Here is a 21740-nt window from a genome sequence, read left to right as displayed (position 1 = left end):
TCGTCGAGAGCCAGCGTTCGGTCAAAGAGCCGCGTCTTTGGCTTGCGGGATATGGTGACCGGACCGGACCGGGGTCAGCGACCCTGATGGGCGCGGCCCGAACCGCGCGTGACATGGCGCATGCTCCCCCGGACATTGCTCTCAGCGCGTCCTCTTTCGGCTTAGATCAGCGTATCTCAACCCCGTCACCGGGCATGAGCAGCGGCAGCAGGCGCATCATATCCGCCGGGTCGATCGCCACGCACCCGGCCGTTGGTCGCCCTTCCGACAGATGCAGGAAGATCGCGCTGCCCCGGCCCGGAACAGGTGGCGCGTCATTATGCCCCAGCACGACGATTACATCATAAGCTGCATCGGCGCGCATCAGGCTTTCTGCGGAGAAGGCACGCGGTAACCTGACGGGGCGGTTATACGCCGGGTCTTCAGGGTCGTCTGACCAGCCATCCCACCTGCCTGCCCACCGCCAGGGCAAGGACAGACCCGAAACCGTGACTGTACCTCGCCGAAGCAGAACCCCCCTGATCGACCAAAGTCCGCGCGGCGTGCATCCATCCCCTTCGCGTTTCGCGTCCGCGTCACATGCGCCGCCGCGACCGACAGTGCAGGCAATGTCGATCATGCCGAAGACAAGCCGGCCCGCCTCGCTATCGACGCGAACGATGCTCACAGTTGGTGGCCGGTCCGGTCGCGCTTCGTCGCCAGATAGCGCGCGTTATGCGCGTTTGCAGGCAATATGATTGGCAATCGTTCCAATATGCCGATGCCCGCCGCTTCCAATCCAGCGACCTTCGCCGGATTATTGGTCAACAGCCGCACGTCCCGCACATGCAACAGGTCGAGCATCCGCGCAGCCACCGAAAAATCGCGCGCATCAATGGCAAAGCCCAACCTTATATTCGCGTCGACCGTATCGAAACCCTGATCCTGCATCGCATAGGCGCGCAGTTTGTTGACCAGTCCGATGCCTCGTCCTTCCTGCCGCAGATAGAGCAATATGCCCCATGGCGCGTCAGCGATCTGGTGCAAAGCCTGATGCAGTTGCGGTCCACAATCGCACTTCAGGCTGCCTAGGACGTCGCCGGTCAGGCATTCGCTGTGCAACCGGACGACAGGGGGCGATGCGTCCCGTTGACCCACGAGCAGGGCCACATGCTCGCGTGGCTCATCCGGGCTGCGAAAGGCAACGATCTCAGCCGTCTCGCTGGCCGACACAGGCAGGCGCGCACGAGTCGCAATGGCCAGATGCGTCGCGTCGTCATAATCGGCGACATCCTCGACCCGGATATCCGCCTCCGCCGGGCCATCGGCGCCCAGCAGAAAATAAGCAGGCAGAATGCCCGCAAGCCGCGCGAGACGCAGTGCCGCCTTGGCCGCCGCCGGCGACCAGAGCGTGCGCGCGCGAAACGGCCCTTTGAGAGGTGAGGCAAGATCCAACACCGGATCGGCAATCGCCGTAGCGACATCGGCGTCGATCCACGGCGTCCGCGCAATCTGCACCGGCATATCAGGGTCGGCGGCCGCAAGCTGGTTGACCAGCTTGAGCGTTTGCGCCCGCGCGGCTGAAATCAGAAGATCAGCGGCTCCCTCAGGATCAAACTCCGCAAGCGTCACCGCATCCGCGCCCTCGATCGCCATCAGGCGGATCGCGCCATCGACACCGGTCAGCCGCACGGCCCAGCCACGACGCAATGCGTCGATCGCCCGCGCCGCGTCCCGACCGTTTCCGCCCGCCATCATCAGAATGCGAATTCGGTGATGATCGGAATATGATCCGACGGCTTGATCCAGCTACGCGCGGGTTCGACGACACGATGGCTGATCGCCTTGTCCGCGACATCCTTCGTCATCCACATATGGTCCAGCCGACGGCCGCGATCCGACTCAGCCCAATCCTTCGCGCGATAACTCCACCAGGTATAAAGGCGTTGCGGCGCAGGATAGAAATGGCGACCGATATCGACCCAGTCGTTGGACGCCTTCAGCCGCTCCAATATCGCACATTCTTCGGGCGTATGGCTGACGACGTTCAGCAGTTGCTTGTGATTCCACACGTCGCACTCCATCGGCGCGATGTTGAAATCACCGGTCAGAATCGTCGGCTTGTTATCCAGCGCGGCCGACCAGGCGATCATGCGCTCCAGAAAATCGACCTTTTGTCCGAACTTCGGATTGACCGTCCGGTCGGCAACGTCCCCGCCAGCCGGCACATAGACATTTTCGATCCGCACTCCATTGTCGAGCCGCACGCCCACATGGCGCGCTTCGCCATTGGCCTGCCAGTCGAACCGGTCATCTTCATGCACCGGCACCTTGCTCATGATGGCAACGCCATGGTGCATGCGCTGACCATTCAATATCTGATGGACATAGCCCAGGCGCCGAAACATGTCGGTGGGGAAGATGTCGTTCACCACCTTGGTTTCCTGCAAACACAGGATGTCGGGCGCTTCCTGCTGCAACAAATGTTCGACGATGTCGATGCGCGCGCGGACGCTGTTGATGTTCCAGGAACAAATAGAAAGGGTCTGAGCCATGGTCCCGCACTAGGAGCGTGCGCGACGCCATGCAAGACGCAGACCATCGCTGCGCCGGACAAAGTAAGACCCCCGCTCCGGGGGCGTGGAACGGGGGTCTCGATCGCGCCCTTGAAGCGCTTTGCGACGAAAGGAGGACCGGGTAACAGGGGGGAAATCCCGGTCTGGTCTCTCGCCGTGGATTTCTAATTAGCGCTCGCCATATGAGCCGCAGATGAACGGAAAGAAAAGTTTTTCCGTTCATCCCGCGTCAGGCTCGCGTCAGCCCCCGCCAGCCCGGCCTTTGGGTCGTGGATCGGTCCATCGAAACGCCGAATCGGCCACCGCAACGCCGTAACGCTGGTTAGTCAGACGAATGGCGGTCCGGTTATTCTGCGAATCGAGAGCGACCCAGCCATAGAGGCGCAGACCTTGTGGCCCACCCGCATCGCGATTGAAGATCATCGTGATCGTGCCCAGTTCAGGCCGCTTGGCGTCCCGCGCCTGAATGCTCAGGATTGATGGATCGCCCGTCTGTATGACCTTGGCGAATTTCGTCAAATCCTTGCTGGGGTCCAACAGCGCGCCCAGCGGAGAATTGCCGATCGGCCAGCGCTGCACTTGCCGCACTTCATAATCGATCATGGTCAGCGCCTTGCCATCGCCCACTATCAACAGCGGCACACCCTTTTGATACTGGAATCGAATCTTGCCCGGCTGTTTCAACGTCAATTGCCCGGTCAGGCTTTGCCCATTGCGATCCGTCTGCGTGAAATCCGCAGTCATCGTTGTCACCGCACGGATATAGGCATTGACCCGATTGAGGTCGCTCGTCTCCTGCTGCGCCATGGCTGGCAGGGCTGGCATGATGGCGGGCGCTACCGCAACGACCAGCATCAGGGGCGCGAGGATGCGCTTCATGGCTTTCAACTCCGGTTATGTATGAATGTCGGGCTTGGACGATGCGGATTGAACCCGCTGTGAACCCGCCCGGTCCGGTACATGGAAAGAAGGAATGGGGGAGAGCATCGCTGAACGCGGATCATGCTCAATCCCCCATGCTCCCACCTCGCCCTGCCGGTCTGACCGGCGGCACCGCTCCAATTATGTTATCGGCGCGGCGACAGCAGCGATGACCTAGCGCGTTTTCAAGACAAAAAAAAGGCCGATCGCATGACCGGCCCTTGAAAGTTTTAGGAGAGGATGCCTGAAAGGCACAGTCTCTATGCCTGGCTATCATTCATGCTGCAAATGCGAAGAAAGCAATGGCGATTGCATTCCATGCAATCGTTACCACCATCGTCCGGCTGGCCGTCAGAGCGGATTACCATTTTCGTCGCGTAACACTTCCCGCCGACCGACGTGATTGGGCGCGCCGACCAGCCCCTCCTCTTCCATCCGTTCGATTAGGCGCGCTGCGCTATTATATCCTACTCGAAGCTGCCGTTGCAGCCAGCTGGTCGATGCCTTCTGATTCTCGAACACCAGCTGGCACGCCTTGCGGAACAGCTGCGCGTCCGGGCTGTCGTCGCCTAGGTCCACGCCATCCAGGGCAAAACTGCCTTCCTCCGGCTCTTCGGTCACTGCGGAAATATAGTCGGGCTGACCCTGCGCGCGCCAATGGTCCGCCACCATGCGCACTTCATCGTCCGAAACGAAGGGACCATGGACACGGGTCAGTCCCTTGCCGCCATGCATGTATAGCATGTCGCCCTTGCCCAGCAGCTGTTCGGCCCCCTGCTCGCCCAATATGGTGCGGCTGTCGATCTTGCTGGTGACAAAGAAGCTGATGCGCGTGGGCAGGTTCGCCTTGATGACGCCAGTGATGACGTCGACCGAAGGCCGCTGCGTCGCGAGGATGAGGTGGATACCGGCCGCGCGCGCCTTCTGCGCCAGTCGCTGGATCAGAAATTCGACTTCCTTGCCCGCCGTCATCATCAGGTCGGCCAGCTCATCGACCACGATCACGATCTGCGGCAGCGGCTGGAAATCCAGCTGCTCCTCTTCATAGATCGGCTTGCCATTATCGGGATCATAACCGGTCTGTACCCGACGACCCAGTGGCTTGCCCTTCACCTTCGCGGCGCGGACCTTTTCGTTATAATTGGCCAGGTTGCGGACGGAAATGGACGCCATCATGCGATAACGGTCCTCCATCTGCTCGACTGCCCATTTAAGCGCGCGGATCGCCTTGCTCGGTTCGGTAACGACCGGTGAGAGCAAATGCGGAATGTCGTCATAGGTCGACAGTTCCAGCATCTTGGGATCGATCATGATAAGCCGCAACTGGTCCGGCGTCATGCGATACAGCAGTGACAGGATCATGGCGTTAAGGCCCACCGACTTGCCCGACCCGGTCGTGCCTGCGATCAACAGATGCGGCATCGGCGCCAGATCGGCGATGATCGGCTCGCCCGAAATATTCTTGCCAAGGATGATCGGCAGGGTCGCTTCCTGCATGAACTGTTCGCTGGTGATCAGTTCACGGAACGACACGCCTTCGCGATGTGCATTGGGCAATTCGATGCCGATGACGGTGCGTCCCGGAATCGTTGCGACACGCGCCGACAGTGCCGACATGTTGCGCGCAATATCATCGGCCAGCGCGATCACGCGGCTTGCCTTGATGCCCGGCGCGGGTTCCAGTTCGTACATGGTAACCACCGGACCGGGCCGGACTTCGACGATATTCCCCTTCACATGGAAATCGTCGAGCACCGATTCGAGCAGGCGGGCATTCCGCTCCAGCGCAGCCTTGTCGATCTTGCCACCCTGACTGGCAGGCACGGGATTAAGCAGATCGGGCGAGGGCAGAGAGGAATGGCCAAACAGATCGTCCTGCGACACCGGCGCCATCGCGCGGGGCGCTGGAGCAGGCTTGGGCGACTGGATCGTGATCGGGGGCTTGGGTTCGTTGCTGACCTGCTTGCGCGGCGCGACCACCCGTTCCACCGCATCCTCTTCCTCGTGATCGTCGGCGGCCACCGCACCACCGGCAAAACCGAAGCTCGGGCGCGGCAGATTGAGCTTGGGCAACGAAGGACGACGCAGCGCGAGAATCGGCTTCTCCAGCGCCAGACTGCGATAACAGGCGAACAGGCCCATCACCAACGTCACCATGATCAGAACGCCCCTGACCCATGGCGCGATGGCAGGCAGTTGCGCAGAAAGGCTCGTGATCCCTCTGGAAATCACAAGCCCCAAAACGCCGCCCCAGCCCGCTGGCAGGCCAACCAGCGGCTCGCTCTGGAACAGTGCCAGACCAACGCCGATCAACACGATGCCGCCCAGGCATTTGCCAAATTGCCCCTTCCAGCCAGCCATATCCTGATCGCCCCACAAACGGCGGGCAGTCACTGCCATCAGCGGCAGGATCAACGCCACCGGCACGCCCAGCAACCAAAGCAGGAAATCGGCGGTCCACGCGCCGGGCGCCTGCATGATATTGGAAACCTGCTCGCCCGCGACCGTATTCATCGACGGATCGCTGGGCGCATAGCTCAGCAACGCCAAAGCGAGGAACAGCGTCGCCAGCATAAGCGCGAACGCGCCGATCAGCGCCCCGCTGCGCATCAGGCTGCGCTTGAGCATTTCGCGCCATTCCGGCGAGCGCTTAACAGTACGGCCGACAGCCATTATGCGTCCATGTCCCCCAAATGTTCCGTTTCGGCACAATGCGCCGAGCGGCGAGTCCGCGTCAAGTCAGAGCGCTTGCGGCTCGTCGCGACTAACCGACTGCGCCATGGTATCGAGCGCCCCGCCATCCAGCCGCTGCACCGTCCACCCGTCCATCGGCATCGCACCGATGGATCGATAAAAAGCGATGGCCGGGGCGTTCCAGTCCAGGACAGACCATTCCAGCCGGGCGCAATCCCGCTTGATCGCAAGCTGCGCCAATCGGCCAAGCAGCGCCTTGCCAACGCCCAGCCCTCGCGCATCGGGCAGGACGAACAGATCCTCCAGATAGAGGCCGGGCCGCCCTTCGAAAGTCGAGAAATTGTGGAAAAAGAGCGCGAACCCCACAGGCTTCATCGCCTCATCCCCATGGCGATAATCCGCGATCAGCACTTCGGCCATGGGACGCGGCCCGAACAGATAGTGGGCAAGCGTGGCGCGATCCGCATTTACCGCGTGAGACAGCTCTTCAAATTCGGCCAGCGCCACTATGAAATCATGGATGACGCCGATGTCATCGCCCTGTGCCGCTCGAATGATGATGTCGCTCATACCGCCCCTGCCTCGACATGGGCCATGTCCGCCCGCTTCGTACGCGCTGCGATGATACAACCGGCCACGATCAACAATGCGCCCATGATGGTCGTCAGCGTCACTCTCTCCCCGAACGCCAGCCAACCGATGATCGCTGCCCACAGGAAAGCGCTATATTCCACGGGGATCAATCGTTGCGCCTCCGCCCGCGCATAGGCCCAGGCAAGCGCCGCCAGCGAAGTGAAGGCAAGGGTAGCGGCGAGTATCACCAGCGGCACCGCCTGCAATGGCGGCACGACCGCCCACAGGGGCGCTGCCAATAGGAATATCCCCAGCATGACCAGATGTTGAAAGAAGGCCACCTCGATCGGCGACGCCAATTGCGCCTGCTGCCGCTGGATGATCAGGTTCCAGGCGAACAGCACCGCCGACGCCAGCACCGCGCCCGCGCCCAGCAAAGCATCCGGTCGATACGCCGCCTCGATCCGCCCGGACAGGATGATGCCTACGCCTGCCAGCCCCAGCAGCGATGCGCCGATCGCCTGCCGCCCTACCCGCTCGTTCAACAGCAAAGCCGCCAGATACAGCGCGATCAGCGGCGCAATGAACGACAGCGCGATCGCTTCGGCCAATGGCAATCGCATGATCGCCCAAAAGAACAGCAGCGCCATGAACGCCACCACCGTCCCACGCAGCAGGTGGATGCGCAGCACGGCTAGCGTAGGCCAGCGCTGGCGGGTGACGATCATCAATATCAGGCCAAGGACGGTGCCTGCCACGGCCCGCCACAACAGGGCATTGTACAGGCCGATCGAAAGGCTCAGCCCCTTCATCGCCGCGTCCATCACAGAAAACAGCGCGACGCCGGCACAGCATAAGACAAAGGGCGCAGCGAAACCGGTAACCGATCGCGATCCGGCTGCGGCGACCGAACCTGCCGTCACTCCGCCGCCTGCGCCTTACCCGCGTCGGTGGTTTCCGCTTCCAGATTGGCCGCTTCGATCTCCGCCGCCTTGGCCTCGACCAGCCGGACGATATGATCGACCATGCCTTCATCCTGCACGACATGATCGGTCACGCCGGACAGATAGACCATATGCTTGCCCGCCCCGCCACCGGTCAGACCGATATCCGTCTCGCGCGCTTCGCCCGGACCATTGACTACGCAGCCCAATATCGAAAGCGACAAAGGCGTGTGAATGTGCGCAAGCCGTTCCTCCAGCGCCTGCACGGTGCGGATGACGTCGAATCCCTGTCGTGCGCAACTGGGGCAGGAAATCACCTTCACACCGCGCGTGCGTATGCCGAGCGATTTGAGAATTTCATAGCCGACCCGGACTTCTTTCTCCGGTTCGGCGGACAGCGACACGCGGATCGTATCGCCAATACCAGCCCAGAGCAGGTTGCCCATGCCGATCGCGCTTTTGACCGTGCCGCCGATCAGCCCACCGGCCTCAGTGATGCCCAGATGCAGGGGACAATCGACTGCATCGGCCAACTGCATATAGGCCGCGACGGCCAGGAACACGTCGCTGGCCTTCACCGCGACCTTATATTCGTGGAAATCCTGATCCTGCAGCAGCTTGATATGATCGAGCGCGCTTTCCACCAGCGCTTCGGGGCAGGGTTCGCCATATTTTTCGAGCAGATCCTTTTCCAGGCTGCCCGCGTTGACGCCGATACGAATGGAGCAGCCGTTGGCCTTGGCCGCCTGCACCACTTCCTTCACCCGCGCTTCCGACCCGATATTGCCCGGATTGATGCGCAGGCAAGCCGCGCCTGCGTCCGCCGCTTCCAGCGCGCGCTTATAATGGAAATGAATGTCGGCAACGATCGGCACGCGCGACGCGCGCACGATCTGGCCCAGCGCCGCCGTCGATTCCTCGTCAGGGCAGGACACCCGGATAATATCGACGCCCGCATCTTCGCACCGGCGGATCTGGTCGATCGTCGCGCGGGCGTCCGACGTCAGCGTATTGGTCATCGTCTGGACAGTGACAGGCGCGCCTCCTCCCACCGGCACGGCGCCCACCATGATCTGGCGGCTTTGGCGGCGGGCAATGTCGCGCCAGGGACGCAGGCCGGGATTATGATCGGACATGAAAAAAGGGGCTCCGTGCTATACGAAGCCCCTATAGGGATTTTTGGTGACGGTTAGAAGCGTGTCAAAAGCGCATCGTCAACGAAGCCGCAATCTGATCCGCATTGCCGCTCGTCTGCGCCAAGGTTGTTGCCGTGACCGTAGCGGGTGCCGGATAATAGCTGTCGGGGCGAATGATATTGGCCTTTCCGACGAAGGTGTGGGCGTAGCTCATGTTGAGGGCAAAGGCCTGCGACAGGTTCCAGGTCGCACCACCGGTCAACCAGACGCGGTCGCCGTCCGGCACGCGAGTGGTCAGATGCTGCGGATTGGTCGGCGTGCGGTCGAACATCGTGCCCGCACGCAGGGTCAGCTTTTCACTAACGTCATATTCGCCACCAACGCTGGCGCTGAAACTGTCGCGATAGTCCAGTTCCTTGATCGACGGCGATCCGGCGGCCGGCGTGATGGCGATCGCCTTGAACCGCGACCAGTTATACCAGCGGCCCGTCAACATCGCGCGCAGCTTGGGCGTCAGCTTATGTGTCATGGACACAGTGACGATGTCGGGCAGGTCGAGCGGCGCAATCGCCGAAACCGAAGCATTGGCCGTAGCGAGCGGACCGACCAGACCGGATATGGTCTGCGTCCCCTTGAGCGTATGGCTGATCCCCGAACGATAATGGACGCCGAAATTCGTGTCGCCAGTCGTATAGAACACACCCGCATTCCACCCGATCGTCCAATCGTCACCCTTTACCGAAGCGAAACCGTCGGCCAGCAACGGCGAAAGCTGCGGCAATGCATTGGTCAGCGTAACCTTGACATATTGCACATCGACTCCGCCACCGATCGACAGATTGTCGGTAAGCTTATAGGCAGCGGACGGCTGGATATTGTAGGTTTTGAGATCCGTGTAGAGCGAGTCGTAGCGACCGAAGAAGCCATCGTCATACTCCAGCTTCAGTCCGAAAGGCGCGTTGACGCCAAGGCCCAGCCACAACCGGTCGCTGACTTGCGCGCTGGCGTAGAAGCTGGGAATTGGGATGACCTTATCGAACGGATTTCCACCATCATTACCCGTGACGGGCACTTGCGTTGCACTGCCCGGAATGGTCCGGCTGCTCCCACGATTGGACTGGTGCGCAGACGCGGACAGAACGACGCCGCCCGCCGAAATCTGGATACCCGATAGTTGGGTCATCGCCGCTGGGTTATAATAAATGGTCGATGGATCGTCCCCAGCCGCTGCGCCGCCTGACAAGGCCCGTCCAGTTTCTTTGGGCGATTGTTCCTGAAGATAGAAACCACCGGCTATGGCGGACACCGGCATCGACAGCGCGCCAGCGGTCAGAAGTGCTGCAAGACAATAGGGGCGAGGGAACATGGCAAATCCTCTGCTGAAAAATAGTCCGATCGGGGCCACTCATGATCCCACGATCGGCCGTCGTTAACCGGCGCATATCAACACTATGGTTAATTTCCAGTGTCGCAAACCCCTGGTTCGTTGCGATATTCCAGGTAAAATGTTGCCGCAGGCACATCGACGCTACGGCATCCAAAGATGGCACGGGATCAGCACAAGGCAAAAAAAAGCCGCCCCGGAGGACGGCTTGAAGTTTTAGGAGAGGATGCCTGAAAGGCGGGTTCCTTTTGCGGGCCAGCGCTGTCATGCGCAAATGCGAAAGTTAACGCATCAGTTGCAGATTGTGCAATCGTCACGCAAATCATGCCCTGCCGTAGCGGCTCAGTCGTCAGATTTAATGGTTTTGGCTGCGCACTATCCCCGATTGCGCGAGTTGTGCATCGATCTGCTCGATCAGGCGGGCCAAACCTTCAGCGTCGCTCGATTCGGCACGGGAAACCAACGCTGCTTCGGTATTGGACGCGCGGAGCAGCCACCAGCCGTCATCGGTCTGGACCCGCGCGCCATCAATCATGTTCACATCCGCGCCCACCATCTGCAATCGCGCCTGCACATCGCCAATTACCGCGAACTTTCGTTCGTCGGCGACTGGAAAGCGCATTTCCGGCGTGATGACAGTCTCCGCCATAGCGCTGCGCAAGGCCGTGACACTGCGACCCAGCGTCCCGACGACCTGGATCAGCCGAACGGCGGCATAAAGGCCATCGTCAAACCCATAATAATCGTCGCCAAAGAAGATATGGCCCGTCGTCTCGCCACCCAGCGGGCTACCAATCTGCTTCATTCTGGACTTGATATGGCTATGACCGGTTTTCCACATATCGGGCCGACCGCCCAAGTCCGTGATGCGGTCGAAGAGGCTCTGGCTCGCTTTCACATCGGCCACAATCCGTGCGCCTGGCCGTTTTTGCAGTACATCCTGCGCGAACAGCCCGGTTAACTGATCGCCTGCGATGACGCGGCCCAGCGCATCGATCACGCCGATCCGATCGCCGTCACCATCGAAAGCCACTCCGAAATCGAGCCTCTTGTCTCGGACAAGCGCGCGCAGGTCGTCCAGATTGGCGTCCTGCGAAGGATCGGGATGATGGTTGGGGAAATTGCCGTCTATATCGGTGAACAGCAGATGATGCTCACCCGACAGATGCTCAACCAGCTTTTCGATGACGGAACCTGTAGCTCCATTGCCTGCGTCCCACCCGATGCGACAGGCTGGACCATCGAACCCCTGCACGAGCCGATCGACATAGCGATCCGTCATGGCGATGGAATCGACCCGTCCGGCCCCGTCAATCCAATGTCCTGCAGCGGCAATCTCGCCCAGAAGCGTTATGTCCGCCCCGAAAAACGGCGCATGGCGCAACACCAATTTGAAACCATTATCGTCGCGGGGATTGTGGCTGCCGGTTACCTGCACGGCGCCATCAACGTCGCAGACCGCTTCGGCATGATAGAGCATGGGCGTGGGGCCAAGGCCGATGCGCAACACATCGACGCCGCTTTGCGCCACCCCCTCGACCAGCGCGGACTCCAGCATGGGCGAACTCAGCCGCCCGTCATAACCCACAGCTACCCGTGATCCGCCCGCCCGGCGAATGATCGTCCCGAAGCTGCGGCCCACGGCCCAGGCATCGGCGGCATCCAGCGTCTTCCCCACCGTGCCGCGTATGTCGTAATCGCGCAGCAGGCTGGGGTGAAAACGATGAGTCAAAGCAGGATCAGGCGTTGGGAGGCAGATGTTGCCGCGCTGCATGGTCGGCAATCAGCAAGTCGCGCGCGGCGTTGATCTGTGCCGCCAGCGCTTCGGTCCCGCCCTTGTCGGGATGGACCGAAGCGATCAGGCGGCGATGCGCTGCACGAATGGCGTCTGCATCGGCGTCAGGAGTCAAACCAAGCAGGGCGCGGGCCGCAGCGACATCTTCACCCCCGCGCGGTCGGGCCTTAGCACGCTTGGGTTGCTTGACGCGCGCCTTGCCCTGCCTGGCGAAGAAAAGCGCCGCACCCACCAACAGCGGCGCGCCGATCACCGGCTTGCCCTTGGCGGCCAGTACAGAGCCCACCAGTGCGACGCCCAGCGCCATGCCGTCCTTGGCTGTCATACGTTGCAGCTTTCCCGTCCAAATGAGCCAGACCGCCACTCCGGCCAGCAGCAGCGCAAGCCAGCCCATCAGGCCGCGCCGATCATGTCCATCGACGACGTGCCGACGCGTTCGGGCAGCGCCAGGCCGGACACCATTTCGCGCAGTTCCTGTCGCGCAGCGATATGGCTGACGCCCAGCTCGCCCAGATGCCCTTTGTCCAGCAGGGTAAGACCCGATGGGAAGAGTTCACGGAAGATCACGCGCTCCGACAGGCCGGGAATGACGCGGAAGCCCACGCGGCGGGACAATTCCATCAACGCGTCGCCGACACGCTTCTTGTTGCGGGCGTCCTGATGCTGGACGCGGTTGCGCAGCACGACCCAGTCGATCGACACGCCATCGGCCTTGGCCCGCGTCTTGCGCGCTTCAAAGATAAGTTCGGAATAGAAGGACAGGCGGCGCACCTTGAAGGTTTCCGCATCGACCTGGCCGATCAGGTCGAAATCGACGAAACTGTCGTTCATCGGCGTGACCAATGTATTGGCGCGCGCGGCCATATGACGGGCAAAGACATCGTCGCGACCGGGCGTATCGACGATCAGGAAATCCTTGTCCTGCGACAAGTCCGCGACTTCCGATTCCAGCGCCTCGATGCTGTCGCCCTTCAGCACCGCAAAGGCGGGGGCAGGCAATTCGACCTGGCGGCGGCGGGCGGTTTCGGCGCGGTTTTCCAGATAGCGGGTGACGGTGCGCTGACGCGGATCGAGATCGATGATGCCAACGCGATGGCCGAGCGCGGTCAGCGCGATAGCGGTATGCACCGCGGTCGTCGATTTGCCGGTGCCGCCCTTTTCATTGGCGAATACGATAAGATGCGGCTGCGGATTGGCCATTGGTCCTGTGATAACCCCGTGATTGTCGCAATGATTCTTGACGGTCGCTCGGACAGGTGCCTAGCAGGACGTCCCCTTGTCCCCATGCCCTTATCGGAGGCTTCCTTCCCGTGCAAACGCTGCGTGACCTGCCCGCCCTTCGTGCCGCCGTCGCTGCCATCAAAGCGAAGGGGAAAGCGCTGGCTCTGGTGCCGACGATGGGCGCTTTGCATGACGGGCACATGGCGCTGGTCGAGGAGGCGCGACGTCATGGCCGGGCGGTCGCGGTGTCCATTTTCGTCAATCCCAAGCAGTTCGGGCCGAACGAGGATCTCGACGCCTATCCACGGCGGGAGGCGAAGGACGCGCAGATGTTGCAGGCGGCTGGCGTGGACATCCTATGGGCGCCCACGGTGGAGGTCATGTATCCTGCGGGCTTTGCCAGCAATATCAGCATATCGGGCATCAGCGAGGGGTTGGATGGCGCCGCGCGGCCTGGGCATTTCGATGGGGTTGCGACGGTCGTCACCAAGCTGTTCAATCAGGTCCGGCCCGATGTCGCGATATTCGGGGAAAAGGATTTCCAGCAGTTGGCCGTGATCCGGCGCATGGTCGCAGACCTCGACATGGGCATCGAGATTGTCGGGTTGCCCACGCAAAGGGCGCAGGATGGTTTGGCGCTGTCGTCGCGCAACGCTTATCTGAGCGAGGAGGAGCGCAAAGCGGCGCTAGTGCTGCCCCGCGCGCTGGGGGAGGCGAAGCGGCAGATCGAGAAAGGGGAGGATGTCGCCGCGGCGATTTCCAGAGTGAGGACCACAGTTTCTGCACATGGGTTTGATCCCATCGACTATGTTACACTGTGCGATGCGGTCAGTCTGGAGCCGATGACCGTGCTGGACCGACCGGCCCGATTGCTGATCGCCGCAAAGCTGGGCAAGACGCGATTGATCGACAATATCGCCGTCGATCCGGCTTGATCGAGGGCGATATTGTTAGTTAGCTAAGCATTAGAAAGGTTTGACGATCACGGCGATTACGATGACGGCCGCCGCGACGCCGGGGATTTCGTTCATCAGACGCAAATTGCGATCGGACAAAGTCCGCTGCCCTTTGGCCAGTTTCTTCGCATAGCTGGCGATCCAGCCATGATAGCCAGACAGGCCCAGCACGAAGAGCAATTTGAGGTGGAACCAGCCAAAGCTCCACGCGCCGATTTCGACCATCAGCATCAGGCCGAAAAACCACACCAGCACGAGCGAAGGGTTGAGGATGATCCTGAGCAACCGCTGTTCGCGGTCGATCCATTTGCGATCCTCGTCAGATCCGACGGCGGTTTCCTGATGATAGACGAAGAAACGCGGCATCATGAACAGGCCCGCCATCAGGAAGATGACGAAGATGACATGAGCGGCTTTCACCCAGAGATAGGCGGCACCCAGATAGGCCATCACATGCTCTCCTTAACCGCGCACATAGGTAATCAGCGCCTCGACATGATCAATGGGGGTGTCGGGCAATATGCCGTGGCCCAGATTCAGGATGTGCGGACGCCCGGCGAAAGCGGCGCGGATATTGTCCACCGCATCCTCGACTGCCTTGCCCCCGGCGATGAGCGCCAAGGGATCAAGATTGCCCTGCACCGGCAGCCCCTTGGGCAGGACGGCATTGGCCCAGTGCGGATCGACCGTTTCATCGACGCCGATCGCATCTACCCCGGTGCCACGCGCATAGTCGGCCAGTTTCGCGCCAGCGCCCTTGGGAAAGCCGATGACAGGAATGTCGGGATGCAACACCTTTAGCCTGTTAACGATCGCGGCATTGGGCTGAATCACCCAGCGTTCGAACTGAAGCGGCGAGAGGCTGCCCGCCCAGCTGTCGAACAGTTGGACCGCCTCCACGCCAGCCTGAATCTGGCCGGATAGATAGATGACGGTCGCATCCACGATCGCGTCGATCAGCGCACCGAAACGAGCCGGATCGCCATAGGCCAGCCGCCGCGCCGCGCCCTGATCCTTGCTGCCCTGCCCCGCGACCATATAGGTCGAAATGGTCCAGGGACTGCCCGCAAAGCCCAGAAAAGTGACGGATGGATCAAGCGCGGCCTTCACTTGCCGCACGGTTTCGTAGACTGCGTCGAACCGGCTGAAATCAGGCGTCAGCACAGACAGGTCGGTCTCTGCCAATAGGGGCGCGAGGCGTGGGCCTTCGCCGGTTTCAAACCACAGTTTCTGGCCCATGGCGTAGGGGACGATCAGGATGTCTGAAAAGAGGATCGCGCCGTCGAAGCCAAAACGGCGCAACGGTTGAAGCGTGACTTCGGCGGCGGATGCGCTGTCATAGACGAGTTCGAGAAAGCCGCCCTTGTCAGCCCGTAAAGCACGATATTCGGGCAGATAACGCCCCGCCTGGCGCATCAGCCACATCGGCGGCACGGCGGGACAGGCGCCATGCAGCACAGAGAGAAGCGGCTTTTCGACGCGGGCCGTGGCAGGCAGGTCCGTGGACGGCACAGAACTCATCTATTCTCTCTTAATATTAGATTCAAAGGATGATGGAGATAGTAGGGGACGTTGGCAGCGGGGTTTATGCGCTGTGCCCGGATTTGCCAACAACTTGACTCCCCACCTGTTCCGATTGCCCTGCGAGTCAGTCCATCTGTCCCCGTTATCCACAGGCTGTGGATGAAAATATCGACCTGTGGGAGGGATGTGGATAAGATTCCGGGCAGCGTGGACGAAGGAAATGGGGCGATTTTGCCCGCAATTCATCCCTTGCTTTATCCACAGCATATCCACACAGATATCCCATATGGCGCGCATTCATCTCCATCTGCTTTCGGATTCCACCGGCGAAACGCTGGAAAATATCGCCAAGGCAGCAATCGGTCTGTTCGAAAATGTCGAAGCAATCCGCCACTTCTGGCCGATGGTCCGATCCGAAGTCCATCTCGATCGGATCATGGAGGAAATCGCCGCCAATCCGGGGCTGGTATTGTTCACGCTGACCAATCATCCGCTGCGGCGGCGGCTGGAAACGCGCTGCCGGGCATTGGGCCTGCCTCATGTCGCGGCGCTGGACGGGGTGTCGGACGCATTGTCCAACATATTGGGGCAGGAAACCCGGACTCGGCCGGGGCGCAAACATATATTGGACGAAGCCTATTTCGCCCGGATCGAGGCGATTCAGTTCACCATCGCCCATGATGACGGGGTGGGGCATGAAAATTGGGAGGAGGCCGACATATTGTTGGCCGGGGTATCGCGCGCGTCCAAGACGCCGACATCCATCTACCTCGCCAATCGTGGGTATAAGACCGCCAACATCCCGCTGGTGCCGGAATCGCCGCCGCCGCGAAATCTCTACACGCTCAAGCATCCGTTGATCGTCGGGCTGACCGTCAGTCCTGAACGGTTGATCCAGATAAGGCGCAATCGCCTGCTTTCGCTCAATCAGGCACCAGAGACTGCCTATGTCGACAATGACAAGGTGCAGGAGGAACTGGCCTTCGCCCGGCGGCTGTTTGCCGACAATGGCTGGCCCGTGATCGACATGACGCGTCGGTCGATCGAGGAAGCGGCTGCCGCGATCATAAACCTGTTCAACGATCATGTGCTGGGCGAAGGGGTGACGACATGACGAGCCAGGGGGGCATGATCGTGCTGGCGTCGCAGAGCGAAAGTCGCCGCGCGCTGCTATCGGCCGCGCTGGTGCCGTTCGAGGCGCTCTCTCCCGGTGTGGATGAAGAATCCGCCAAGGAAGCGTTGCGGGCCGATGGGCTGGATGCGCGTGCGCTGGCCGATGCGCTGGCCGAATTGAAGGCACTGAAAGTATCGCGTCGGGTGCCGGGGGCTCTGGTGCTGGGGTGCGATCAGACGCTGAGCATCGGTCATGACGGGCTGGAAGGCGAGACGATGATCGACAAGGCGGTCGATCGGGCGGATGCCGAGCGGATCCTGCGCCTGTTGTCGGGACGGGTGCATCATCTGCACAGCGCGGCGGTGATCGTGCTGAACGGCGAACCGATCTGGCGCCATGTCGAGCGGGTACGGATGACGATGCGGCCCTTGAGCGACGCGTTCATCACGGCCTATCTGGACGGCGACTGGGATGCATGCCGATGGTGCGTGGGCTGTTACCGGATAGAGGGACCGGGCGCGCAGCTTTTCGCCAAGGTGGACGGCAGCCAGTTTGCGATTCAGGGATTGCCGCTGCTGCCGCTGCTTGACTTTCTGCGCGTGCGCGGCGTTTTGGCGGCATGAGCGACACCCTTCCCTATGCCGAAGTGATCGGCGATCCGATCACGCACAGCAAATCGCCCCTGATCCATAATTTCTGGCTCGATGCGCTGGATATAGAGGCGGAATATCGCAAGACCCATGTGACGCCCGAGGGACTGGCCGCCTATTTCCTGATGCGTCGGGCCGATCCCGACTGGCTGGGGTGCAACGTCACATTGCCGCACAAGATCGCGGTCATGGATTTTACCGACGATCCGGGCGGCGTGCGGGAACGGATCGGCGCGATGAACACGATCGCCAGCGAAACAGGCGGGCCGTTGATCGGCACCAATACCGATGCGGGCGGCTTTCTTCAGCCGCTGCTGCGCGATAAATGGCAGGGGCGCAGCGCGGTGCTGGTGGGCGCGGGCGGCGCGGCGCGGGCAATCCTGTTCGCGCTGACCAGTCTGGGCGTGCCGGACATCACGGTCATGGCGCGCGACCTGGCCAAGGGTCAGGCGATGCTCGACCATGCCGGGGTGAAGGGCCGGGCGATCGCGCTTGGTGCGCCGCTGCCCGCCGCTGACCTGCTGGTCAATGCAACGTCGCTGGGCATGGTGGGCCAGCCTGCGCTCGATCTGGACCTGACGCCGCTGCCCGGTGGTGCGACCGTCTATGATGCGGTCTACACGCCGCTGGAGACCGGATTGCTCAAGGCCGCGCGCGGGCGCGGTTTGAAGACGCTGGATGGGCTGGAAATGCTGATCGGGCAGGCGGCTCTGGCGTTCGACATATTTTTCGATGCGCAGGCGCCGCGCCATCTGGACGCGGACTTGCGCGCGCTGCTGCTTTCCGCCGACAGTTAAGGGCTGGGGCTGATGCGCGTCTATGGCCTGACCGGATCGATCGGCATGGGCAAGTCGGCAGTGGCGGCGATGTTCGTGCGTTTGGGTGTACCGCTGTTCGACGCCGATGCGCAGGTGCATCGCCTTCAGGGACCGGGTGGCGCATTACTGCCCGCGATCGAGGCGCGCTTTCCCGGCACGACTGGTCCAAAGGGCGTGGACCGGGCGAAGCTGGGCGCGGCAGTGTTTGGCGATCATCAGGCGCGGCGTGCGCTGGAAGCGATCGTCCATCCGGCGGTGCGGGCGGCGCGGGCCACGTTCCTGCGGCGGAATCGGTCGCGGCCATTCGTCATTCTCGATATACCGCTGCTGTTCGAAGGGGGCGGGCAGAAAGGGTTGGCCGGCGTCATCGTCGTGACCGCGCCTGCATGGAAGCAGCGCCGGCGCGTGCTGGCGCGGCCGGGTATGACGGTCGCGAAGTTCCAGCAGATATTGGCGCTTCAGACACCGGACGCGGAAAAACGGCAGCGGGCCGACCATATCATTCACACCGGCACCACTTTTACGCGCACGCAGGGGCAGGTGCGTGCGCTCGTCGCTTGCCTTGGCCGCAAGACAGGTGGATAAGGATTAGCCCAGAGAGTCGATATGAAGAGGGCGATGCGCGAGATTATTTTCGATACCGAAACGACGGGATTTGATCCGGCATCCGGCGATCGGATGGTGGAGATCGGCTGCATCGAACTGATCAATCGCGTGCCGAGCGGGCGCACTTTCCACGCTTATTATAATCCGCAGCGCGACATGCCCGCCGCCGCAGAGGCCGTGCATGGCCTGTCCACCCATTTCCTGTCGGACAAGCCGCTGTTTTCCAGCGGCGTCCACGATCTGCTCGCCTTTCTGGAAGACAGCCCGCTGGTCGCGCATAATGCGCGGTTCGACTTCGGATTCCTCAATCACGAATTGCGGCGTTGCGCGCTGCCCGACGTGTCGATGGAGCGGATGATCGATACGGTGGCGATCGCGCGGCAGATGCATCCGGGCGCCAAGCACAGTCTGGACGCGCTGTGTACCCGATACGGCATCGATCGCAGCCATCGCGTCAAGCATGGCGCGCTGCTGGACGCTGAATTGCTGGCCCAACTCTATATCGAGCTGACTGGTGGCCGTCAGATCGGCCTGGGTCTGGCACGGGAGGAGGCCAAAGACAGTTTCGGGGTGGAACTGGTGGCGCACAGCGCCGTTCGCCCTGTACGTCCTGCGCGCGTCTTCATGGCGAGCGTGGCGGAGCTGGAGCGGCACCGGGCGTTTGTCGCGACGCTCGACAAGCCGCTCTGGCTGGAGGAGGCGCAGGCGGGCTGAACTGGCCTGCATGATCACGCCTCTTGTGTCATCCGGGCGCCGTTCCTGGCGATCCGGCAAGAATAAGGAGAAGGCATATGGATATTCGTGTTTCCGGGCATCAGGTCGACACTGGCGAGGCGCTTAAAAGCCACGTCGCCGACCGTCTCGAAGCGATGGCCGAGAAATATTTCTCGCGCACGATCTCCGCTCAGGTGACCTTCCGGCCCGGTCCGCACGGCGCGTTCCATTGCGACATCGTGTGCCATGTCATGACCGGCCTGATCCTGAAAGGTTCAGGCGAGGCGCAGGAAGCGCATCCCGCATTCGACCAGGCCGCCACGCGGATCGAAACGCAATTGCGCCGCTACATGCGCCGCCTGAAGGATCGCCATTCGCAGGCGGTGGCAGCCGAAGCGCAGCGGGTCAGCACATTCGATGAGCTGGACGGCGCAGGCTATACGATCTTCGCGGGCGCTGCCGAACCTGAGGAAGAAGCCGCCGATGCGCCGCTGATCGTCGCGGAAACCCGTGTCGACATCCCCGAAGCCAGCGTGTCGGACGCGGTCATGATGCTGGACTTGCGCAACACCAACGCGCTGTTGTTCATGAACGCGGGCACATCGGCCTATAATATGGTCTATCGTCGTCATGACGGGACGATTGGTTGGGTCGAACCCCGAGCCTGAAGTCACGATCGTTAATCAGGTTGAGCGCAACGCCTGACCTGATCCGCCCAAGGGCCGCCTGTTGACCTGATGGTCCAGGCGGCCTATTGGCCCGGACTTTATATTCTCCGGGCTTCGCGCACGAGATTGATGAGCCGGGCGCGGCTCGGCCGGTTCGGATTACCCATGGTCGATTTCCAAGATATTGTATCCGCCGACGCTTTGGCCACTGGCCTGTCGGCGAACGGCAAGAAGCAGTTGTTCCAGAAGATCGCGGCACTGGCCGCTTGCGCCTATGATCTGGATGCCGATATGGTCGGCGACGCACTGTTCGAGCGCGAGCGGCTGGGTTCCACCGGCTTTGGTGGCGGCGTGGCCATCCCCCATGCGAAGATTGCCGGGCTGGACCGGATGTGCGGCGTCGTCGTCCTGCTGGACCCGGCGGTGCCGTTCGACGCAGTGGACGATGCGCCGGTCGATGTCGTGTTCGCGCTGCTATCGCCGGTCGATAGCGGGGCGGAGCATCTCAAGACGCTGGCCCGCGTGTCGCGTTATCTGCGCGATGAGGGACAGGTCGGGCGTTTGCGTGGGGCCAAGTCCACCGGCGCGCTCCATGCGCTCCTGTCGGGTGGCGAGGCGCGTGACGCTGCCTGACATGCCTGGCCCTGCCAGTGGCGAGGCCGCCCATTTCCGTGCGCTGGAAAATCTGTACGGTTCTGCGCCGATCAATCGATTCTTCCGATCGACGCTGACGATCAGCGGGCCGGGCCATTCGGTCATCGATTTCGAGGTTGACCAAAGCCACTTTCACGCAGCCGGCGCGGTGCATGGCACCGCCTATTTCAAGATGCTGGACGATGCGGCTTTCTACGCCGCCAATAGTCTTGTCAGTGACCGTTTCCTGCTGACAACCGCGTTCAACCTGCTGTTCACCCGCCCGATCGGGCCGGGGCGATTGCGGGCAGAGGGGCGATGGATCAGCGGCAAGCGTCGCGTTTATGTCGCCGAAGCCAGCCTGATCGATTCGGACGGAGAGGAAGTGGGGCGCGGGACGGGCACGTTCATGCGGTCGCAATTCCCACTGTCGTCACTGCCGGGCTATGGATCGGCCAGTCCCGGTGCCTGATTTTCAGGAGCCTGCGCGGCTGACCAGCGCGATGCTGATCGGCGCGCTGGTACGGCGGACGATGGCGGCAGGCGGCTTTGCCACCGTGCTGGTGAAGGGTGATCCCACCAGCGGGGTGATTCTGGTCCAGGCGATGGAAAAAGGGCGCGAAACCGGCCTTTTTGAGCGGGTATCGAACTTTTCGGGGGGGTATGCGTTGATAGCATGTGGACCCGCCCCTCAGGATGGTCCCGAATCCATGGCGCAATATGTTGCGCGTCGCCGCAAGTCGGACCCCGACCTGTGGATAATCGAACTCGACATCCCGGAAGCGGAACGGTTCGCCGCTGAAACGATCTGCGTGTCGTTGACTTAGCGTTATG

General features: G+C 61.7%; 24 protein-coding genes. 10 read left to right on the top strand and 14 right to left on the bottom strand.

The features are described from left to right. Positions 1-166 precede the first annotated feature (166 nt). The 12 genes from WA070_RS10345 to WA070_RS10290 all read right to left on the bottom strand — a co-directional run bounded on the left by WA070_RS10345 (position 167) and on the right by WA070_RS10290 (position 13202). Positions 167-667, bottom strand: a complete 501-nt coding sequence (locus WA070_RS10345; protein WP_422633886.1) for a L,D-transpeptidase family protein — start codon at positions 665-667, stop codon at positions 167-169. Then, entirely contained in the window at positions 664-1734 is a 1071-nt protein-coding gene (gene ribA, locus WA070_RS10340; RefSeq protein WP_422633907.1) for a GTP cyclohydrolase II, read from the bottom strand. The genes WA070_RS10345 and ribA overlap by 4 nt, the downstream gene beginning before the upstream one ends. 2 nt (positions 1735-1736) lie before the next feature. After that, positions 1737-2534 carry an exodeoxyribonuclease III gene (xth, locus tag WA070_RS10335; protein ID WP_422633885.1) on the bottom strand — a complete coding sequence of 266 codons (798 nt, stop codon included), beginning with the start codon at positions 2532-2534 and terminating at the stop codon, positions 1737-1739. Positions 2535-2795: 261 nt separating this feature from the next. After that, complete coding sequence (locus WA070_RS10330) at positions 2796-3434, bottom strand: LolA family protein (protein WP_422633884.1); 639 nt, start codon at positions 3432-3434, stop codon at positions 2796-2798. Between the two features lie 393 nt (positions 3435-3827). Then, complete coding sequence (locus WA070_RS10325) at positions 3828-6149, bottom strand: DNA translocase FtsK 4TM domain-containing protein (protein WP_422633883.1); 2322 nt, start codon at positions 6147-6149, stop codon at positions 3828-3830. Between the two features lie 66 nt (positions 6150-6215). Then, positions 6216-6740 (bottom strand): GNAT family N-acetyltransferase, encoded by a 525-nt coding sequence (locus tag WA070_RS10320; RefSeq protein ID WP_422633882.1) that lies wholly within the window; start codon positions 6738-6740, stop codon positions 6216-6218. Further along, the gene (locus tag WA070_RS10315) at positions 6737-7666 is read right to left on the bottom strand and encodes a DMT family transporter (RefSeq protein ID WP_422633881.1); all 930 of its coding nucleotides are present in this window, start codon (positions 7664-7666) and stop codon (positions 6737-6739) included. Before WA070_RS10315 ends, WA070_RS10320 begins: the two co-directional genes overlap by 4 nt. Next, entirely contained in the window at positions 7663-8823 is a 1161-nt protein-coding gene (ispG, locus tag WA070_RS10310; protein ID WP_422633880.1) for a flavodoxin-dependent (E)-4-hydroxy-3-methylbut-2-enyl-diphosphate synthase, read from the bottom strand. The genes WA070_RS10315 and ispG overlap by 4 nt, the downstream gene beginning before the upstream one ends. Before the next feature lie 64 nt (positions 8824-8887). Continuing rightward, complete coding sequence (locus WA070_RS10305; protein WP_422633906.1) at positions 8888-10135, bottom strand: OmpP1/FadL family transporter; 1248 nt, start codon at positions 10133-10135, stop codon at positions 8888-8890. A gap of 427 nt (positions 10136-10562) precedes the next feature. Then, the gene (pgmG, locus tag WA070_RS10300) at positions 10563-11939 is read right to left on the bottom strand and encodes a phosphoglucomutase/phosphomannomutase PgmG (protein WP_422633879.1); all 1377 of its coding nucleotides are present in this window, start codon (positions 11937-11939) and stop codon (positions 10563-10565) included. A 7-nt stretch (positions 11940-11946) separates the two neighbouring features. Next, complete coding sequence (locus tag WA070_RS10295; protein ID WP_422633878.1) at positions 11947-12396, bottom strand: DnaJ domain-containing protein; 450 nt, start codon at positions 12394-12396, stop codon at positions 11947-11949. Further along, the gene (locus WA070_RS10290) at positions 12396-13202 is read right to left on the bottom strand and encodes a division plane positioning ATPase MipZ (protein WP_422633877.1); all 807 of its coding nucleotides are present in this window, start codon (positions 13200-13202) and stop codon (positions 12396-12398) included. Before WA070_RS10290 ends, WA070_RS10295 begins: the two co-directional genes overlap by 1 nt. Positions 13203-13312: 110 nt before the next feature. Between WA070_RS10290 and panC the strand changes: the two genes are divergently transcribed. After that, positions 13313-14158: a pantoate--beta-alanine ligase gene (gene panC / locus WA070_RS10285; RefSeq protein ID WP_422633876.1), complete on the top strand. Its 846-nt coding sequence runs from the start codon at positions 13313-13315 to the stop codon at positions 14156-14158. A 30-nt stretch (positions 14159-14188) separates the two neighbouring features. On the opposite strand, the gene WA070_RS10280 is transcribed toward panC, so the two are convergent. Both WA070_RS10280 and hemE read right to left on the bottom strand, forming a co-directional pair. Continuing rightward, positions 14189-14629 (bottom strand): CopD family protein, encoded by a 441-nt coding sequence (locus WA070_RS10280; protein WP_422633875.1) that lies wholly within the window; start codon positions 14627-14629, stop codon positions 14189-14191. 12 nt (positions 14630-14641) lie between these two features. Next, positions 14642-15700 carry a uroporphyrinogen decarboxylase gene (gene hemE / locus WA070_RS10275; RefSeq protein ID WP_422633874.1) on the bottom strand — a complete coding sequence of 353 codons (1059 nt, stop codon included), beginning with the start codon at positions 15698-15700 and terminating at the stop codon, positions 14642-14644. Between the two features lie 289 nt (positions 15701-15989). Here hemE and WA070_RS10270 point away from each other — a divergent pair, with 289 nt between their 5' ends. From WA070_RS10270 to WA070_RS10230, 9 genes are all read left to right on the top strand, one after another. Next, positions 15990-16817, top strand: a complete 828-nt coding sequence (locus WA070_RS10270) for a pyruvate, water dikinase regulatory protein (RefSeq protein WP_422633873.1) — start codon at positions 15990-15992, stop codon at positions 16815-16817. 14 nt (positions 16818-16831) lie between these two features. Next, positions 16832-17440, top strand: coding sequence for a Maf family protein (locus tag WA070_RS10265; protein ID WP_422633905.1), 609 nt, complete (start codon positions 16832-16834; stop codon positions 17438-17440). After that, positions 17437-18264 carry a shikimate dehydrogenase family protein gene (locus WA070_RS10260; RefSeq protein WP_422633872.1) on the top strand — a complete coding sequence of 276 codons (828 nt, stop codon included), beginning with the start codon at positions 17437-17439 and terminating at the stop codon, positions 18262-18264. The genes WA070_RS10265 and WA070_RS10260 overlap by 4 nt, the downstream gene beginning before the upstream one ends. A gap of 12 nt (positions 18265-18276) precedes the next feature. Then, a complete protein-coding gene (gene coaE, locus WA070_RS10255; RefSeq protein WP_422633871.1) occupies positions 18277-18870 on the top strand; it encodes a dephospho-CoA kinase in 594 nt (197 codons plus the stop codon). A gap of 33 nt (positions 18871-18903) precedes the next feature. Next, entirely contained in the window at positions 18904-19605 is a 702-nt protein-coding gene (dnaQ, locus tag WA070_RS10250; protein ID WP_422633870.1) for a DNA polymerase III subunit epsilon, read from the top strand. A 77-nt stretch (positions 19606-19682) separates the two neighbouring features. Further along, a complete protein-coding gene (gene hpf, locus WA070_RS10245; protein ID WP_422633869.1) occupies positions 19683-20273 on the top strand; it encodes a ribosome hibernation-promoting factor, HPF/YfiA family in 591 nt (196 codons plus the stop codon). Between the two features lie 165 nt (positions 20274-20438). Further along, the gene (locus WA070_RS10240) at positions 20439-20906 is read left to right on the top strand and encodes a PTS sugar transporter subunit IIA (RefSeq protein WP_422633868.1); all 468 of its coding nucleotides are present in this window, start codon (positions 20439-20441) and stop codon (positions 20904-20906) included. Next, positions 20866-21378: a PaaI family thioesterase gene (locus tag WA070_RS10235; protein WP_422633867.1), complete on the top strand. Its 513-nt coding sequence runs from the start codon at positions 20866-20868 to the stop codon at positions 21376-21378. The genes WA070_RS10240 and WA070_RS10235 overlap by 41 nt, the downstream gene beginning before the upstream one ends. 31 nt (positions 21379-21409) lie before the next feature. Next, positions 21410-21733, top strand: coding sequence for a DUF1491 family protein (locus tag WA070_RS10230; protein WP_422633904.1), 324 nt, complete (start codon positions 21410-21412; stop codon positions 21731-21733). Positions 21734-21740 lie beyond the last annotated feature (7 nt).

This window comes from Sphingobium sp. (genome assembly GCF_049304695.1).
Classification (GTDB): domain Bacteria; phylum Pseudomonadota; class Alphaproteobacteria; order Sphingomonadales; family Sphingomonadaceae; genus Sphingobium.
Note: the sequence above shows the minus strand (reverse complement) of the source record. Positions and strands in the feature narration are given on the sequence as shown.

Coding starts and splice junctions, on each gene's coding strand:
- WA070_RS10280 (WP_422633875.1), bottom strand. CDS start 14,629: ATGGCCTATCTGGGTGCCGCCTATCTCTGGGTGAAAGCCGCTCATGTC.
- WA070_RS10325 (WP_422633883.1), bottom strand. CDS start 6,149: ATGGCTGTCGGCCGTACTGTTAAGCGCTCGCCGGAATGGCGCGAAATG.
- WA070_RS10320 (WP_422633882.1), bottom strand. CDS start 6,740: ATGAGCGACATCATCATTCGAGCGGCACAGGGCGATGACATCGGCGTC.
- hpf (WP_422633869.1), top strand. CDS start 19,683: ATGGATATTCGTGTTTCCGGGCATCAGGTCGACACTGGCGAGGCGCTT.
- WA070_RS10235 (WP_422633867.1), top strand. CDS start 20,866: ATGCGCTCCTGTCGGGTGGCGAGGCGCGTGACGCTGCCTGACATGCCT.
- dnaQ (WP_422633870.1), top strand. CDS start 18,904: ATGCGCGAGATTATTTTCGATACCGAAACGACGGGATTTGATCCGGCA.
- WA070_RS10265 (WP_422633905.1), top strand. CDS start 16,832: ATGATCGTGCTGGCGTCGCAGAGCGAAAGTCGCCGCGCGCTGCTATCG.
- WA070_RS10260 (WP_422633872.1), top strand. CDS start 17,437: ATGAGCGACACCCTTCCCTATGCCGAAGTGATCGGCGATCCGATCACG.
- ispG (WP_422633880.1), bottom strand. CDS start 8,823: ATGTCCGATCATAATCCCGGCCTGCGTCCCTGGCGCGACATTGCCCGC.
- WA070_RS10230 (WP_422633904.1), top strand. CDS start 21,410: ATGCTGATCGGCGCGCTGGTACGGCGGACGATGGCGGCAGGCGGCTTT.
- WA070_RS10330 (WP_422633884.1), bottom strand. CDS start 3,434: ATGAAGCGCATCCTCGCGCCCCTGATGCTGGTCGTTGCGGTAGCGCCC.
- coaE (WP_422633871.1), top strand. CDS start 18,277: ATGCGCGTCTATGGCCTGACCGGATCGATCGGCATGGGCAAGTCGGCA.
- ribA (WP_422633907.1), bottom strand. CDS start 1,734: ATGGCGGGCGGAAACGGTCGGGACGCGGCGCGGGCGATCGACGCATTG.
- WA070_RS10240 (WP_422633868.1), top strand. CDS start 20,439: ATGGTCGATTTCCAAGATATTGTATCCGCCGACGCTTTGGCCACTGGC.
- WA070_RS10290 (WP_422633877.1), bottom strand. CDS start 13,202: ATGGCCAATCCGCAGCCGCATCTTATCGTATTCGCCAATGAAAAGGGC.
- WA070_RS10305 (WP_422633906.1), bottom strand. CDS start 10,135: ATGCCGGTGTCCGCCATAGCCGGTGGTTTCTATCTTCAGGAACAATCG.
- WA070_RS10295 (WP_422633878.1), bottom strand. CDS start 12,396: ATGGGCTGGCTTGCGCTGCTGCTGGCCGGAGTGGCGGTCTGGCTCATT.
- WA070_RS10270 (WP_422633873.1), top strand. CDS start 15,990: ATGGCGCGCATTCATCTCCATCTGCTTTCGGATTCCACCGGCGAAACG.
- xth (WP_422633885.1), bottom strand. CDS start 2,534: ATGGCTCAGACCCTTTCTATTTGTTCCTGGAACATCAACAGCGTCCGC.
- hemE (WP_422633874.1), bottom strand. CDS start 15,700: ATGAGTTCTGTGCCGTCCACGGACCTGCCTGCCACGGCCCGCGTCGAA.